Genomic DNA, 18,869 nt, shown 5'->3' with positions numbered 1-18,869 from the left:
TAAAAGCTGGAAATTGTTCAGAACGCTAATCTCTAGCACATTGACAAGCAAAGCCAACATCTGCGAGTAAATGAAGGTATTGAAGATTTATCAGACTGATGAAGCCATCAGTTTGATAAATTTTAGTGTTCTCCAAAAAATCTTGGTGTTCTCCGAAAAAATCTTGGTGTTCTCCGAAAAAATCTTGGTGTTCTCCGAGAAAATCTTGGTATTGTTTAGAATACCAAGATTTCACTCCTCATGCACAAATTTTATAGATTCTCAACTATTTAAGGGATGACTTTTATATCAAAATAACTTAATAGTTAGCGCGGGAGACTTGTGGAATTTCTATCTAATTAGCAGATGCATTCAATCAGTTAAGAGATTGCCATGCTGAATCTTACCCCTATAATAAAGCGACAGGTCTATTTATGATCCAACAATCTTATGAAGAGAATGGCATAGCAGAGAATCAACAGCTAATTGAGGAACTGAAAGCCCTGCGGCGAGAGGTAGCTGAATTAAAAACAGAAAAAGCTGCTTTCCAAGCTCAAAAAAAGCTGCTGGAGCATTCAGTAGCAACAATCATCCGCGCTTCACCAGAAGAAGAGATGTTGAAAGCTACTTTACAAGACACGTTAGATGTTTGTAGTCAGCTTACTGGTGCCCAAAAAGGCAGTCTGTTTTTACTCGATCGCCAGGGTGCTGTCACCGATAGTATCCTCACGCAAAGGGAGACAGCACTAGCGGAGCGCGATCGCCTGATTGGTTGTGTTTTAGCACAGGGGCTTGCTGGTTGGGTATACAGACAGCGCCAGATCGGATTGATCGTAGACACAGAAACCGACGATCGTTGGTTGCAGTTGCCCAATCAGCCTTACACTGTACGTTCAGCATTAGCTGTTCCCATTCTCAGGAATGAAGAAATCTTAGGTATTCTTACCTTACTACACCAAGAACCGGGGCACTTTAGCCTAGAAATTGCCCATCTAATGCAGCTCACTGCTGACCAAATCGCTATAGTTTTAGAAAATGCCCAGCTTTATGGGAAAATTGAAACCTATTCCAAAGCGCTCAACTACGAATTAGAAAAAGGGCGGCAAATTCAGAGAGATTTTCTACCCAACGAAATCCCACAGCTACCTAATTTAGAGATTGCCACGTTTTTCTCTCCTGCGCGTCAAGTTGCTGGCGACTTCTACGACGTTTTTATGCTACCTGGCGACTACTTGGGGCTAGTTATTGCTGATGTCGCCGACAAAGGTGTAGGCGCTGCGTTATTTATGGCTTTGTTTCGGAGCTTAATCCGTATTTTTTCTGGACAAATTAGTTTGGGTGGACTCTCTATTATTGCCAATGAGGCGGAATTATCGATTTTGCTTGAGTCAGAGATGGCAACCAATTTATACCAAATTAACCCCCTGAAAGCGGTAGCACTCACGAATAATTACATCGCCCAACAGCACGCCCAGATGAGTATGTTTGCCACGCTGTTTTTTGGCGTGCTAGATCCGGCAACTGGCATTCTCACCTACATCAATGGTGGACACGAAACTCTGTTTGTTGTTGGTGAGACTGGTATCAAAGCCAGTCTCAACTCAACTGGGCCAGCAGTAGGGATGATGCCTAATATGAAATTTAAAATTCAACAAGTACAGTTGGAACCAGGCGATATCTTAATTGGCTATACCGATGGAGTAACTGAGGCACGCAGCCCCAGCGGTAAGTTTTTTACTGAAAAGCGACTGCGATCGCTCCTAGATCGATCTGCGCTTTTGCCATCTTCCCTGCTAGAGCGCATTACAACTGATTTGTTCGCTCACATCAGCAGCGCACCTCAGTTTGATGACATCACAATGCTGATTGTGCAGAGAAAGGCACAAGACTAAAATTTCATCCTTTCACTCACCCCCAATCCGTAAAATATGGAACCTTTAACTGTGCCTGGAACACTAGACTCTTTAAAGGCGATCGCAGAATATGTGATGGCAGCAGCAATGGTAGCAGGTTTGAATAAAAAAACCTCCTATAGACTGCGTTTGGCGGTCGATGAAATCGCTACAAACATCATTAATTACGGCTATAAGGAAGCAAATCGCGAAGGCATATTGATTTTAAAAGCCGATCTTGACGATCGCTCCTTAACCATTGCGATTAAAGATACTGGTGTTCCCTTCAATCCTACTCAAAAGTTAACTCCAGATGATTTGAACAAGTCGCTACAGGAAAGACAAATTGGTGGTTTGGGAGTTTATCTAGCTCTTAACAGCGTAGATCGGTTTATTTACAAACAAGACGGAAACCAAAATTGTAATATTTTAATTGTCAATCGTGACGACGGATTGGGAACCAGTTAAGTAAGTTCGCAGGAATATTAATTATAAAAAAAAAGAATAATGAACTTAACAGGATACAAGGGACTTCCAAGAAATAAATTATCCATTTTGTGGTGTGGGCAACATGAGCGCCCTAAATCTGGGACGGGTGGGGACACCCATCCCACAAGAAAATTTGGGGTGTTTTTTTTATTTGAAAGTTCCCAACAACAAGAGTTACAAGTTAATTTATTTTTATTTACATAGTTTTGTTTTTCGACACCGTTGCACTTCAAACCGAGTGAATTTTATCCAAAAATCTTCCTAAAACTTGCTAGCAAATATTTACAAAGCTTTAAGTTCAATCCTTCCAGATTCTCTTTTAACGTCACTTGTTACAAAAGGTCACAAAGTTAATGACTACGAAAAAATTTCATGTATTCTCAATATTCACAAGGTCGCGACCTTGGACAGCAAATATCTCAAAAACAGCCAAAAAACGTATATATAGCAGTTACCAGATAGGTTAGGACATCAACCGATTGTCAAACCTCGACACCAAGGACTTTTATGCCTGTTGCTTATTAGCTGTTGCCTGTTATATAAAACTACCCAATAGGGTTGCTTGTAGAAGTAAAGACATCCCGCAACAGCAAACGTGTCTAAGTTAGTTTGGAGCTTATGAATGTTGGAGAAAATTAGTACCCTCAATGGTTTTCAGGCAAACTTAGCAGACCAAGCAGCCCTGCAAGCAGCACTGGAAACTGCACTCCTGACCCATCCAGAAATTGAAGAGTGTCGGGTATTAATCCGAGAAACAGAAACCGCAGATATGTGGTTAGTTGCCTACATAGTTGCATCGGCAAAATGTTCGTTGGCACAACTAAATGCATATTTGCAGGTTGATTTGCCAAACACTATCCTGCCTCAATCCTACGTTTGGTTATCCAGATTGCCGCTCACCAGCGAGGGACTAATTGACGATCGCCGTCTAACTGATTTGGTGGCGATCGATATCGATTTGGTACAGCGATGGGAGTCGTCTTTGCGATCGCTCCCCTCCATTAACCAAGTCGCAGTTATCGTACAAGACCAGACGAAACAACTACCACCATTACACGTTTGGGATTTGCTAGGGAATCCACAAGCAACAAAACTCAATTTTCAATTAGAGGATTCTGGGCAAAAACTAGAATTAGATGGCGTAAATCAACAATTTGAGCCTTCACAATTTCAGATTTCTCACCCGAAAGCCAAAGCAATTAGTCATGGCGAACCTCTACAAATTGAAACAGGCGCGATCGCTAACTTAGTGGAACTCCTCCAAAGGGCAGCGTTACAAAGCTCAAAAGGAATTACTTACATCCAACCCGATGATACTTACCAAAACCAATCCTACAAAGATTTATTAGACGCAGCTCAACGGATTTTGGCGGGTTTAAGAAAGTTAGGGCTTGTACCTCAAGATAGAATCCTCTTTCAATTTGACCAACCTCAAGATTTCATTCCTGCCTTCTGGGGCTGTATTTTGGGCGGATTTATCCCAATTCCTTTATCCGTTCCTCAGAGTTACGATCGCTCTGATGGTTTCGTTAATAAATTAGCTCAAATCTGGCAAAGACTAGAACCCAGTTTGGTGCTGACTAGCGAGCGATTAGCATCTGAACTGAGACGTTCCTTGGCAGATTTACCAGTTGAAGAGAATTTGGCGATCGCTACCCTCAATGAGTTGCAATCTCACCATCCCGATCCTAACTGGTATGTTGCTGCTTTAGATGATTTGGCAGTACTGTTTCTCACTTCGGGCAGTACAGGTACGCCGAAAGCAGTTATGCAAAGCCATCGCAGTCTCATCTGTCGTTCGGCTGCGAGTGTCCAGATGAATGGGTTAACTCAAGAAGATGTTTCCTTAAACTGGATGCCACTCGATCACGTTGCCGGATTAATATATTTCCATATTCGGGATGTGTATGTGGGTTGTCAACAAATTCATGCCGTCACCGATTGGGTGTTGCAACAACCCCTGAAATGGCTTGATTGGATGTCTGATTATCGCGTGAGTGTTACCTTTGCACCGAATTTTGCCTATGGGCTAATCAACGCCGCCGCAGCAGAACTTTCTCAGGGGCATTGGGATTTGTCATCAGTGCGATACATCTTTAACGGAGCAGAAGCCATTGTCGGCAAAACTGCAAGAAGATTTCTAGAATTGCTGACAGCGCACGGACTCCCGACTACGGCAATACATCCAGCTTGGGGAATGGCTGAAACTTGTTCGGGAGTGACTTACTCTCACAACTTTTCTGGAGAATCAACCACGGATGAAGATGCTTTCGTAGAAGTTGGAGCGCCAATTCCCGGATTTTCTCTGCGGATAGTTGATGCTCAAGACCAGCTCGTTGAGGAAGAAGCTATCGGACGACTGCAAGTCAAAGGATTGACAGTAACATCAGGTTATTTTGGTCAACCGGAACTGAATTCAGAGGTTTTTACAGAAGATGGCTGGTTCAAGACGGGAGATTTAGCTTTTTTACGACAAGGACGTTTAACAATTACAGGCAGAGAGAAAGACGTTATTATCATCAATGGACTGAATTACTATAGTCATGAAATTGAAGCAGTTGTTGAAGAAATTGAAAGTGTAGTTGTTTCTTACACTGCCGCAGTGGCCGTACATGATGGAGAAACTTCAGAACAACTAGCTATCTTCTTCCATGCAGGTGACGCGAATGAAATGCAAATTTCAACGTTGATGCAAACCATTCGCCAAAAAATTGTCCAACGTTGTGGGATCAATCCCAGCTATGTGATTCCAGTTGAGAAAGCTGTGATTCCGAAAACGGCCATTGGCAAGATCCAGCGATCGCAACTGGTTAAACGCTTTGAATCAGGTGAATTTAAACCTATCCTCCGTCAGTTTGATATCCTCAGTGGTAATACCAACACAATACCTGACTGGTTTTATCGCCGAATTTGGTGTGTTAAGCAGTTAAGTCACAAACATCGGGAGCTAGTTAAACTTCCGACTCAGAAATTCCTTGTATTTCTCGATGGTTTAGGTTTAGGAAATTACCTGTGTACAGAACTCGAACGCCATAACCAATCTTATATCTGCGTTGCAGCAGGTACGGATTTTATCAAATCTGAGCGGGGCGATCGCTTTACCATCAATCCCGAAGATCCCGATCACTATCGGCAGTTGCTAGAGTCTTTGGCATCGGATATTCCCACTCAGATTTTGCATTTGTGGACATATAACGAGTTTATCGGTCAAGTTTCTAGTCTAGAGGAACTAGAAGATGCCCAATACTTAGGGTTATATAGTATTCTATTTTTAGTGCAAGCCTTAGCAAATGCCAAGGAAAAACACCAACTACTAGATATAGACATTCAGTTACAAGTCATTTCTAACAACGTCCAGTTAACTAGCAGCGATGATGCGATCGCTTATGAAAAATCTACACTTATTGGATTACTAAAAACAATTCCTTTAGAACTATCTTGGTTGCACTGTCGCCACATTGACTTGGAAGTTGGGTTACTGGAAACAAATGCCAATTATGTTTTCAAAGAACTAAATATTACCAAGGGTGATAGTGAAATTGCTTATCGTCAAGGTCAACGGCTAGTCTCGTCACTTGCCAAAGTCGATATGCTTGCTAGTCCAATCCAGGAAATACCAATTAAACCAGGTCAAACCTATCTGGTAACAGGCGGATTGGGTGGAATTGGGACTTCAGTTTGCCAATATTTACTTCAGCAATATGGTGTGCGATTGCTAATTGTTGGCAGAACAAACTTGCCACCAGAAACAGAATGGTCGCAGCATCTCGACCAGAATACAGCGATCGCCAAACGATTGAAAAATTATCAATCTCTCTTGGCAATAAATAGTGATTTCTTATACAAAGCTGTTGATATCTGCGATCTAACTTGCTTGCAGCAGGCTCTCACTGAAGCAGAGTTGAGATGGAATCAACCCTTGGCAGGAATTATTCATCTCGCAGGTGAAGGCGATCTCAAACACCACTGGACGGTGATGGAAAATCACTGGATAGCTGTGGCTACACTAGAAAGCTTTCGTACCATGCTGCGCCCAAAAGTTCAGGGCACTTGGACACTTTTTCAACTGATTCAGAATCGACCAGATGCCGTTTTCATCGGCTTTTCTTCTGTAAATAGTGTGTTTGGGGGAGCAACCTTTAGTGCCTATGCTGCTGCCAACAGTTTTTTAGATGGTTGTTGTCAGTATCAGCAATACCATTACCATCCTGATACTTACTGCTTGAACTGGAGCCAGTGGGATGATGTTGGTATGAGCGAGGGCAACCCCATCCACAGCCGGGAAGCAGCTCATCGCTTGGGCTATCAGAGTATTACTCAAGAACAGGGTTGGCGTTCCTTACTGGCAGGTTTATCGCGTCATCAACCGCAGCTAATTGTCGGTTTAGATGGCAGTAATCCTCATATTCGTCGATATCTGAAGACAGAAGCCGATAACATCGAGAAATTAACCGCTTATATTACCACTGTGGATGGTGCAGAGGTATATGAGCAAACTTTGAGAGTTAGCGATCGCTTTGGGACTCCTAGCCATTGCGAAATTGTACAGCTTGCAAAAATGCCCTTAACACAAACGGGTACGATAGACATTGCCAAAATTATTGGCAGCAATCAAAGGCACAACCAACCTTGGCAAGTCGTTTTGCCCCAAACTGACATTCAACGCCAGATAGCTCAAATATGGCAAGACATACTGGGCATTTCTTCGGTGAGTATCGATCGCAACTTTTTTGAATTAGGTGGCAGTTCGCTCACCTTGGTTCGGGTTCACGATCGGTTACAAAAACAATTTGGGCAACATCTGTCACTGATTGACTTGTTCCAATATCCAACTATTCAGACGCTAGCAGAGTTCCTGAATCAACCTCAAATCCCATTGCCGGAGCGATCGCAATTATCGTCATCCCATCGCTTGGGTGAAATGAAAAGTACCCAGCAATTAGAAATTGCCATCATTGGCATGTCCGGGCGTTTTCCAGGAGCCAAAACACTCGATGAATTCTGGCAAAACTGCTGTAATGGCGTGGAATCGATTTCATTTTTCAGTGATGAAGAACTGGAGTTAGCTGGAATCGATCCCTCATCCTTTAATGATGCCAATTATGTGAAAGCTAGCGGTATCTTATCTGACATTGATTTATTTGATGCCGCATTTTTCGATATCTCTCCCAAAGAAGCCCAAATCATCGACCCGCAGCATCGCCTGTTCCTAGAGTGTGCTTGGGAAACACTCGAAAATGCTGGTTACGATCCTGCAACTTATACAGGATTAATCGGGGTTTATGCAGGCATGGGGATGAATCTTTATGCAGGTCGAACCTACTGGAATCACAATCTTTACCCAAATCGGGAGCGACTAGAATACGTTGATGACTCGCAACTAGCGATCGCTAATGGTGCAGATTTTCTTCCCACACGGGTTTCATACAAACTCAACTTGCAAGGGCCCAGCGTCAACGTGCAAACTGCTTGCTCAACTTCCTTAGTTGCCGTCCATCAAGCGTGTCGGAGTTTGATTCAGAGAGAATGCGATATGGCTCTGGCTGGTGCTGCGGCGATCGCCGTACCCCAAAAATCTGGTTATCAGTATCAGCCAGGGATGATTCTATCACCCGACGGTCACTGCCGAGCATTTGACGCTAACTCCCAAGGAACTGTTGGCGGCAATGGCGTTGGCATTGTGATGTTGAAACGATTGGCAGATGCGATCGCCGATGGAGATAATATTTACGCCGTCATTAAGGGTTCTGCGATTAATAACGATGGCTCCCAAAAAATCAGCTATACGGCTCCCAGCGTTCAGAGACAGGCAGCAATGATTGCCCAAGCGCAAGCGATCGCAGATATTAATCCAGAAACTATTACTTACATCGAAACCCACGGAACCGGAACGACTCTCGGCGATCCGATTGAAATTGCAGCCTTAACTCAAGCTTTTCGTGCCAAAACACAGAAGCAGCAATTTTGCGCCGTTGGTTCTGTGAAGACTAACATCGGACATTTAGATACAGCTTCAGGCATAGCAGGATTGATTAAAACAGTTTTGGCACTCAAACACCGATTGCTACCGCCTAGCCTAAATTTTAAACATCCCAATCCCAAGATTGATTTTGCTAACAGTCCATTTTATGTAAATACAACTCTATCAGACTGGCAAACAGACCAAACGCCTCGGCGGGCTGGCGTAACTTCCTTGGGTGTTGGCGGTACGAATGTCCATGTCATTTTGGAGGAAGCGCCGGAGGGGAGTAGGGGGGCAGGGGAGCAGGGGGGCAGAGGAGTAAATTTCCACCTCAAATCGCTGTTGACGGTTTCGGCAAAAACTGAGACAGCGTTACGGGAATTAGCTCGGCGGTATGTGGGGTTTTTGGAGTCTCATTCAGAAGTATCTTTGAGGGATATTTGTTATACGAGTAATGTGGGGCGATCGCATTTTGATTATCGGCTGGCCTTGGTTGCCGATTCACCCGCACAACTCAAACATCAACTCACAACATTTATTGCCGAAAATCCGCGCGATCGCTCTCAGGCTTCAGGGGTAGCTTTCTTGTTCACCGGACAAGGTTCGCAGTATATCGGCATGGGACGAGAACTTTACGAAACCCAACCTGTTTTTCGGCAAGCCCTCGAACGCTGTGCTGAAATCCTGGACTCATTATTAGAGCAACCATTGCTAGAAGTGCTGTATCCATTATGGGAAAGGGAAAAGGGGAAAGGGGAAAGGGAAAAAAATTTAGCGCGTCATATTCTGGATGAGACTGGCTATACCCAACCTGCCTTATTTGCTCTGGAATATGCATTGTCTGAGCTATGGCAATCTTGGGGTATCAAGCCGAGTGTTGTTATGGGTCATAGTGTGGGCGAATATGTTGCTGCAACTGTTGCAGGTGTATTCAGTCTGGAAGATGGATTGAAACTCATCGCCGCACGGGGTAAATTGATGCAAGCACTACCGCAGACAGGGACGATGGTAGCGGTATTTACGGATTTGGCACAAGTCTGTGCAGCGATCGATTCATTGCCGGAGGTGGCGATAGCTGCGATCAACGCACCAAGGCAAATCGCGATTTCTGGTGCAGCTGCGGCGATCGCATCGGCTGTGGCTATCTTAGAAGCCAGAGGAGTGCAAACAAAGCCACTGAAGGTTTCCCATGCTTTTCATTCGCCGTTGATGCAACCAATGGTGGCAGAGTTTGGGCAGATTGCCCAGCAAGTGAGCTACCGTACACCAAATCCGAATATTCGCTTTATTTCCAATATCACAGGGCAATTGGCAGGAGTGGAGATTAGCACACCTGAATATTGGGTGCAACATATTTTGCAGCCAGTGCAATTTGCTAACAGTATTGTCAGCCTTTCAGCGTTAGGAAATTTGGCTTGTTTGGAAGTGGGGCCACACCCAATTTTAGTAAGCATGGGTCGTCAGTGTATCCCAGAATCGGGACATCTGTGGCTGGCAAGTCTCAAATCCCAAGAATCAGATTGGCAGCAGATGTTGGGCAGTTTAGCGGCGTTTTATGAGCAGGGAATATCGGTGAATTGGTCGGAGTTTCATCGGGGATCTGAGCATCGGCGCGTCGTGTTGCCGAATTATCCCTTTGAGCGATCGCGTTTTTGGGTTGAACCAAACAAAGACAGCAGCCAAAAAAATGTTCAACTCTCCTCTGCAAATCTTAAATCTTCTCATCCTCTGCTCGGTTCTAGATTGCACTTGGCAGACTCGAAAGAGATTCGTTTCCAGACGCAAATCAATTCTCATTTCCCCGCTTTTTTAGCCGATCATCGCGTTTACGGAAAAGTAATCGTGCCAGGAACGGCCTATCTAGAGATGGTTTTAGGGGCAGCAGCGAAGGTTTTGAAATCCAAAAATTTAATTTTAGAAAATGTCCTATATAAACGGGCATTGATTATATCAGAAAATGAAGTTAAAACACTCCAGCTTATTCTTCACCCAACGGAACAACAGGGATATTCCTTTGAAATTTTTAGTTGTGAACTAGATGAGGAAGACTCTTCACCTTTTTGGATGCTGCATGTTTCTGGAAATGTTACCGCATCCAATCTCAAACCATCGATGGAACTCTCTGCAACGCACTGGCTCCCCAAGAATGTAGCTTCCCACAGCCAAGCCGAACATTATCAACAGTTTCTTCAACGGGGGGTTGATTATGGTGCTAGTTTTCGGGGAGTTAAACAGTTGTGGTTGGATTCAGAAGTAGTGACAGGGGAAATTGAGTTACCCCAAACATGCGTTTTAGAAACAGATACCTATCAGTTTCATCCAGCATTCTTGGATGCCTGTTTTCAAGTTTTGCAAGCTACGTTCCCACAAGATGGTAGCAAAGAGGCTTATGTGCCGATCGCCATCAAGCGATTGCAAGTTTGCGATCGCCCCAGCAACCGACTATGGAGTTTTGCCAAATTACATCCTAGCCAAAACAGTAACAAAACACTCTTAAGCGATTTGCAATTAGTTACAGATAATGGTGAGATTCTAGCGGTTGTTGAAGGTCTGCAACTTCAAAGGGTTGTTTCGGCTACATTGACCTCTCCTCAAGTTCCGCCAGATTGGTTGTATCAAATCGAGTGGCGACCTCAAGCCCGAATGGGGCGATCGCTCTCACCGGATTACCTGCTCAATCCCAAGGACATCAGCCAAAACCTGATTCCTCAATTGGCTGAACTCCTAACAACAACCTCATCAAACGACGAATTTTTACCCCAACTCGAAGCCCTCAGCTTGTCTTATGTAATCAGTGCTTTGCAACAACTAGGATGGAACTTTCAACTCGGATTGCAGTTCTCCTTTACAGAAATAGCAGAACAGTTGGGGGTGATTAGCCAGTATCACCAACTGCTACATCGGTTTCTGGATATTTTGACTGAAGCAGGGTGGCTCAGACCTCTTGATTGTGCCAACGGCAGGCATCACTGGGAAGTAATTAGCGCCCTCGATCGCCAAACGCCGCAACCACACCGACTGTTAGTCCAATTCCCTACCGGAGATACTGAGATCGCCCTAGTAGAACGCTGTGGTGCTAGCTTACCAGAGGTACTTCAGGGAAAACTTGATCCGCTACAATTACTATTTCCCGATGGTGATTTCACCCTGCTGACGCAACTGTATCAAGATGCCCCAGCTGCTAGAGTGATGAATACATTGGTGCAAAAGGCAGTTTCCGCAGCACTGCTGCGAGTACCACAGGGAAGCAAGATCCGCTTGCTAGAAATTGGGGCGGGAACTGGCAGCACAACCGCTTACATTCTGCCGCAATTGAATAATTACCAAGCTGAATACACCTTTACAGACATTTCACCTCTGTTTGCAGCCAAAGCACGGGAGAAGTTTCGGGATTACCCATTTGTCCGCTATCAGGCTTTAGATATCAGCCAAGATCCAGCGAATCAAGGCTTGGAAGGCCAAAAATATGACGTGATTCTGGCAGCAAATGTGTTACATGCTACACCAGATTTACAACAAACATTGGCCCATGTCCACAGCTTATTAGCACCAGGCGGAATTCTGGTGCTGTTAGAAGTCACCGATCGCCATTGTTGGCTAGATTTGAGCTTTGGCTTGACCCCAGGTTGGTGGTTGTTTGCCGATCGCTGGTTGCGACCGAATTACCCGCTTTTAAGTAGTGCCGAGTGGCAAGATGTGTTGCAAGCTAATGGATTTACGTCGGCGGTGGCGATCGCACCGAAAAATCAAGTCATCGGTTCCCTGGCTCAGGCTGTGATTGTTGCCCAAAAAGGAACCGACCACATACAACAAAACTGGCTAATTTTAGCAGATAGTCAAGGTATCAGTCAGAAACTTGCTCGACAGTTTCAAGAACGAGGAGATACCTGTACTCTAGTTTTTCCCGGACAGGAATACGAACTGTTGAATGAGTTCGAGTTCAGAATTAATCCTCAGAAACCGGAAGATTTTCAGCAGTTGGTTTTGCACATACTTAGCAAGCGATCGCGTCTCTCAGGGGTGGTACATTTGTGGAGCCTGGAGACTGGAGAAACTGCACCAACCTTAACCGTCGAAGATTTGCAAGCAGCAACCCATATTGGCTGTGGCAGTACTCTGTACTTGCTGCAAGCGCTAGTTAAAAAGATGGGTATAACGCCACCTCAGTTATGGGTAATAACTAGAGGAGCAGTTGCCGATGGAGCTGGATTAGTTCAATCGCCCCTATGGGGAATGGGGAAGGCAATCGTCAAAGAACACCCAGAATTACAGCTGCGTTTGATAGATTTAGACCTCCAAGAAAATTATCGGCTAAGTCAAAATCCCCTTGATGCATTATTTACAGAGTTGACATCACCAGATGAAGAAAATCAAATTGCATTCCGTAATGGGATGCGTCAGGTGGCAAGACTGGTTCCTTACCGTGGAAAACAAAATCCCAATCAAGCAGATATCCCCATCCGTCCAGATAGTACCTACTTAATTACTGGTGGATTAGGGGGACTGGGACTGCTAATTGCCCATTGGTTAGTAGAACGTGGGGCAAAGCACTTAGTTCTCATGGGACGCAGGGGGACAAACGAACAGAGCGATCGCCAGATTCAGCAACTTCAGGCACAAGGTGTATCGGTGATGGTAATGCAAGCTGATGTGTCTGTACAGTCACAAGTGGCGGAGGTATTGGCAGAAATTGGCCGCAGCCACCCACCTCTACACGGTATTATCCATGCAGCCGGAGTTTTGGATGACGGTGTTTTACTCCAGCAAACTTGGGAGCGCTTTCAGCGAGTCATGGCACCGAAAGTAGAAGGGGCCTGGAATCTGCACGCATTAACCCAAGCCTTACCGCTCGATTTCTTCATCTTGTTTTCTTCTGCTGCTTCTGTTTTGGGTTCTGCCGGTCAAGCTAACCATTGCGCTGCCAATGCCTTTTTAGACGCTCTAGCACATTATCGTCATCAATTGGGGTTATCGGGATTGAGTATTAACTGGGGAGCTTGGGCTGAAATTGGTGCAGCCGCCGAGCGTCAGTTCGGTAAACAACTCCAACATCAGGGAATGGAAATGATGTCGCCATCCCAAGGTTTACAGGCTTTGGAGCAGAGCTTTTCTTGGGAGGTTGCTCAAGTCGGTGTGATGCCGCTCAATTGGCTGACATTTATGCAGCAATTCTCACCGGGGAATTGTCCGGCATATTTGGCAGAGTTTTCTCCGGTGGGGATTGCTCAATCGCTATCACCACCGCCGATGGAAATTCAGCAACAATTACAAACTCATGACTTTAGCGATCGCTTGCAGATTTTAACCATTTACCTGAAAGAAAAGATTGCCAAAGTGTTGGGTTGTTCAGTGGAGCGAGTCGATGCCAATCAAGCACTAAGCAAAGCCGGACTAGATTCTTTGATGGCGATCGAAATCCGCAATCGCATCATCACAGAACTGGGAATTGACCTTTCTTTAGAAAAGTTTGTTGAAGGTTCCAGCATCAACCAACTAGCAGACCTGTTATTGAAACAGCTAGCTTTACAGGGACTCAACGAAAATTCGGCAACTGAAATCACTGAGGATGTGGAAGAAATAATACTATGAACCTAAATGCCCTTTTAGCCGAGCTTTCAGACCGGGGAGTGAAATTATTAGTTGATGGGGAACAACTCCGCATTCAAGCGCCTAAAGGAGTTATCACTCCCGATTTACGGAATGCTTTAGCTAACAATAAAGTAGAGCTAATCCGGTTACTATACCAGAACAAAATCGGCGCTGCCTCCATCCCTTTGGTTCCGGTTTCACAAACGCAAAATGTGCCAGTATCTTTCCAGCAGGAACGCCTGTGGATTTTGGCCCAGTTAGCTGCTGTAGAATCTGCTCATAATATTGCTCAAGCCTTGCGGTTGAATGGGGATCTAGATTTAAACTGCCTGGAAAAAAGTATTAATGAAATTTTCCGTCGTCACGATGTCTTTCGGACAACATTTGGGGTATGGGAAGGCAATCCCGTGCAAAATATCGCTCCACCAGAACCGTTTAAATTATCTGTTTTAAATCTTGAGCATTTAGATGCAAGCGAACAATTAAAAACTTTCTGGCAAATTGCCGATGAAGCAGCCGAAGCTCCCTTTGATTTGGCGATCGCTCCTTTATGGCGGATTAAACTCATTCGCTTAAATGCAGGCGAGCATATTCTCTTGCTCGTCATTCACCACATTGTCAGTGATATGATCTCGATGGGTTTATGGATTCGAGAACTGGCGACAGTCTACAGTCATTTCTACAAGGGGCAACCTTCCCCACTGCTAGAACCTGCGATCCAATATCGAGACTTTGCCGTATGGCAGCGCCAGTGGCTCAACAATGATGCACTCAAAAGCGAACTAGCTTACTGGAAACAGCAACTAGAGGGGGCATCATTTGAATTAAAGTTGCCCATCGACCATCCCCGACCGCCACTCCAGAATTTCCAGGGTCGGCGAAAGTTTTTTAAACTCGATCCTGTTCTGTGGGCTGCAATCAAACAACGAAGTCACGAACAAATGGGAATTACTTCCTTTATGACTTTCGTAGCGGCGTTTAAGGCTTTGATTTATTTGTGTTCTCAGCAGGAAGATATTTTAATTGGCTTTACCGCCTCTGGTCGAGTTCATCCGCAAGTAGAGTCGCTGATTGGGTTTTTTGGCTATCCTTTGTTGCTGCGTACAGATTTGTCTGGCAATCCCACTTTTGCCGAAGTACTCAGCCGAGTGCGATCGGTGTTGTTATCTGCTTATGCTCACCAAAATGTCCCCTTTGGTAAAGTCGTTGAAGTCATGGGGTCGAGTCGGGTTGCACAAGATACTCCCTTTTTTCAAACATTCCGCACCGGATTAAGCTATGTCAACAGCCAACTACCGAGCGACCTAACAAATTTACCCAATCTGACGTTTTCATTGATTGACGAAGGAATTTGGGGGCCTACTGATTTAGATTTATATACCTATATTTACGAAGTCGGAGCAGATTTACAAATAGGAATTGCATATAACACCGATATATTTGAAAGTGAAACAATCGACGCTTTTGGTAATACTTTATTCCAAATTTTAGAACAATGGGTTAAGTCAAAAGATATTCGCCTTAATGAATTTATACTACCAACAGACCTTGATAGAAAAGCCAAATTAGCTAGGAGTCGATACCAAAAACAAAAGCTGGCGATCGCAGCTACTTTTACCGCCGATTTAGTCGCAGATTCTCTAAAATTCTGGATGCAGCAACTCAATTTACCCTCAGAAATTACCTTTGCTCCCTATAACCAGGTTTTTCAACAACTGCTGACTCCTGATAGTCTATTATCGCAAAATGAAACGGGAGTCAATATTGTTCTAGTGCGGTTAGAAGATTGGGTTAGGTCTGAGGATTCACAAGAGTTATCTAGTAACGAACAAAAGAATTCCATTGAGCGCAATGCTCAAGATTTAGTTTTGGCGTTACGTCAATCCTGCGAACGTACTAAAATTCCCCATTTGCTTTGTTTATTGCCAAGTAATGCAGAAATAGCAACTTTTTTGCAAGCAGTGGAAGCAAATTTATTAACAGAACTTGCCGATATTAGTGGACTGCATATTATTAATTATCAGGAGTTAGCAACAAGCTACCCAGTAACTAATTTCTATGATTCTTATGGCGATGAAATCGGACATATTCCATTTACGCCAGCATTTTTCACAGCGTTAGGAACAATGTTGGCAAGAAAAATTCACTGCCTACAGAGAGCGCCTTATAAAGTAATTGTCTTAGACTGCGATCAAACCTTATGGCAAGGTGTTTGTGGCGAGGATGGAGTTGAGGGCATTGTCATAGATTCATCTTATCAAGCATTGCAAGAATTTATGATTCAGCAGTGCGATCGCGGGATGTTGCTATGTTTGTGCAGCAAAAATAATCAAGCAGATGTCTTTGCTGTATTAGACCAACGCTCCGATATGCGGCTAAAGCGTCACCATTTGGCAGCTTGGCAAATTAATTGGCAGACTAAATCAGAAAACTTAAAATTGCTGTCTCAAGAACTAGGGCTGAGTTTAGATAGCTTCATCTTTATTGATGATAACCCCATCGAATGCGCTGAAGTTCGGCATCACTGTCCAGAAGTTTTAACCCTGCAATTGCCCACAAATACCACTGAAATTCCCCAATTCCTGGCTCATACCTGGGCATTCGATCGTCTAAACATCACTGTAGAGGATCGACAGCGAACGATTGTTTACCAGCAAAATCGCCAACGTCAGCAAGCGGCAAACGAATCTCTCACGTTGCTAGATTTCCTCAATAGCCTCAATCTGCAAGTGGATATTATGGAAATGCAGCCCTCCCAGGTAGATCGTGTTGCTCAACTAACGCAGCGAACAAATCAATTTAATACCACCACCTTACGCAGAACGTCGGCTGAAATCAAAGCCTTTTGCCTGTTAGACACTCATACTTGCTATGTTGTGGACGTGAAAGACCGCTTTGGGAATTATGGTTTGGTGGGAATGATGATGGTACAAACCACAGCGTCGGCAGTGGTGGTAGATACGCTGTTACTCAGTTGTCGAGTTTTGGGCAGAGGAGTTGAGTATCAAATGCTCAATTTCCTGGGTAAAATTGCCCTGGCACGCGGACTGAAGCAGATCGATATTATTTACACGCCCAGTTCTAAAAACCAGCCTGTTGGGGATTTTCTAGAACAGTTGGTAGCAATTGACAAGGAACGTTTAGCAGAAAGCTACTGCTATAAGTTTTCAGCAGATGCTTGTCGAGCGATCGCTATTGCTTCTGAACGATTAGACAAACAACCAAAACATTCGGCATCTGAAGGGAATTTAACGCAAAGCGATCGCGCAATACCCCAACAATCTGCCAATTACACCGCCTTATTCCAAAAAATTGCCTCAGATTGGCATACACCAGACCAAATTCTCCAGCAAATTGAGGAGTCTCAAGTTCAATACCAACAACAGCATCAGACATTTGTTGCACCCCGCACCGAAACCGAGAAACACTTAGCTGAACTGTGGCAAAACTTACTTCACAGATCCCCACTCAGCATCTACGATAACTTCTTCGACTTGGGAGGCAATTCTTTGTTAGCAGTGCAACTGCTGTCTCGGTTGCGAGAAAATTTCCAAGTAACCATACCCATTCATCAATTATTGGAAGTTCCAACAATTGCGGGAGTAGCTCAAGTAATTGAAGCGATCGCTCAGACAGGAGTGGCTGCCAATTTAGCGATCGATCTGGCAGCAGAGGCTATCTTAGATCCGGCAATTCGTCCAACGACAGCATTCAAGTTTATCGCCCAACCCCAGGCGATTTTCTTAACTGGAGCAACCGGTTTTCTCGGCGCGTATTTAGTAGACGAACTCCTGCAACAGACCACGGCTAATGTTTATTGCTTAGTGCGAGCGCAGGATGTACAACAGGGAATCCAACGCATCCAAAGCCATTTGCAAGCACATGGACTTTGGCAAGAACAGTTTCGCTCTCGCATCATTCCGGTCATTGGCGATTTGGCGTTGCCGAACTTAGGTTTGAATGAGTCACAATTCCATCAACTTAGCCATCAAATTGATGTCATCTATCACAATGGTGCTGTCGTCAATTTTCTTTATCCCTACACAAAACTCAAAGCAGCCAATGTCCTGGGAACTCAGGCGATTTTGCGTCTAGCAGCTCAAACGAAAGTCAAACCCGTGCATTTTGTTTCGACGCTGGGCATCTTTTCTGCTCCTGCCTATGCAAATGCTAACTCCATTCAAGAATCCGATAGATTGGCAGAATTTGAAGGGTTGCAAGGGGGTTATTTACAAAGTAAATGGGTGGCAGAAAAGCTGGTCATGCAAGCCCGCGATCGCGGGCTTCCTGTATGCATCTACAGACCAGGTGCAATCTCAGGACACAGCCAAACGGGAATCGCCAATGTGGATGACTTCTTTTGCAGCCTGACTAAAGGCTGTATCGAACTAGGTATGGTGCCGGATTTGGAATTTCCGCTCGATTTGACCCCAGTTGATTATGGTAGCAGAGCGATCGTCCACCTCTCTCAAAACCCTGACTCCTTCGGCAAGGCATTTCACCTTGTTTCTCCTGATTGTCTGTCTTGGCGTAATTGGTGTGACTTAGTTCGGTCTTTGGGCTATTCGCTAGAGCAAGTTTCTTACCATGAGTGGTATGCTAAATTGCTACACAATGCGGAACACAATATTCCAAATGCTTTACATGCTTTCCTGCCATTGTTAGACGAACAATTATTAAAGAACGTGCAGTTACCAGCATTTGATTGCCAAAATACATTGACTGGACTTACTGACACCAATATTATTTATCCAACAATAAACACCGAATTACTCAATATCTACTTTGCCTACTTCAATAAAAGTGGATTTTTGAGCGGAGTTTAGCCAATACTTGTTGGTTAAGGGGGAAAGGGGAAGGGGGAAGGGGGAAAGGGAAATTAAAAACCCTTAACCCTTACCCAAAACCAAACTTTGGGTTCAAAATGCAAAACCCAAGTAGTATTGGGAGTTTAGCTT

5 protein-coding genes are annotated in these 18,869 nt (G+C 44.4%); 4 read left to right on the top strand and 1 reads right to left on the bottom strand.

Going from position 1 to position 18,869, the window contains the following annotated elements:
* Positions 1 to 25: 25 nt before the first annotated feature.
* Positions 26 to 235 carry a hypothetical protein gene (locus tag ACM0OX_RS08905; protein ID WP_414514559.1) on the bottom strand — a complete coding sequence of 70 codons (210 nt, stop codon included), beginning with the start codon at positions 233 to 235 and terminating at the stop codon, positions 26 to 28.
* A 178-nt stretch (positions 236 to 413) separates the two neighbouring features.
* Here ACM0OX_RS08905 and ACM0OX_RS08900 point away from each other — a divergent pair, with 178 nt between their 5' ends.
* The 4 genes from ACM0OX_RS08900 (at position 414) to ACM0OX_RS08885 (ending at position 18,737) form a co-directional block, all read left to right on the top strand.
* Positions 414 to 1,871 (top strand): PP2C family protein-serine/threonine phosphatase, encoded by a 1,458-nt coding sequence (locus ACM0OX_RS08900; protein ID WP_414514558.1) that lies wholly within the window; start codon positions 414 to 416, stop codon positions 1,869 to 1,871.
* Between the two features lie 36 nt (positions 1,872 to 1,907).
* Positions 1,908 to 2,339: an ATP-binding protein gene (locus tag ACM0OX_RS08895; RefSeq protein ID WP_414514557.1), complete on the top strand. Its 432-nt coding sequence runs from the start codon at positions 1,908 to 1,910 to the stop codon at positions 2,337 to 2,339.
* A gap of 643 nt (positions 2,340 to 2,982) precedes the next feature.
* A complete protein-coding gene (locus ACM0OX_RS08890; RefSeq protein ID WP_414514556.1) occupies positions 2,983 to 13,911 on the top strand; it encodes an SDR family NAD(P)-dependent oxidoreductase in 10,929 nt (3,642 codons plus the stop codon).
* A complete protein-coding gene (locus ACM0OX_RS08885; protein ID WP_414514555.1) occupies positions 13,908 to 18,737 on the top strand; it encodes a thioester reductase domain-containing protein in 4,830 nt (1,609 codons plus the stop codon). The genes ACM0OX_RS08890 and ACM0OX_RS08885 overlap by 4 nt, the downstream gene beginning before the upstream one ends.
* Positions 18,738 to 18,869 lie beyond the last annotated feature (132 nt).

Source organism: Nostoc sp. PCC 9305 (assembly GCF_963920915.1).
Classification (GTDB): domain Bacteria; phylum Cyanobacteriota; class Cyanobacteriia; order Cyanobacteriales; family Nostocaceae; genus Nostoc.
This window is presented reverse-complemented; position numbering and strand designations above follow the sequence as displayed.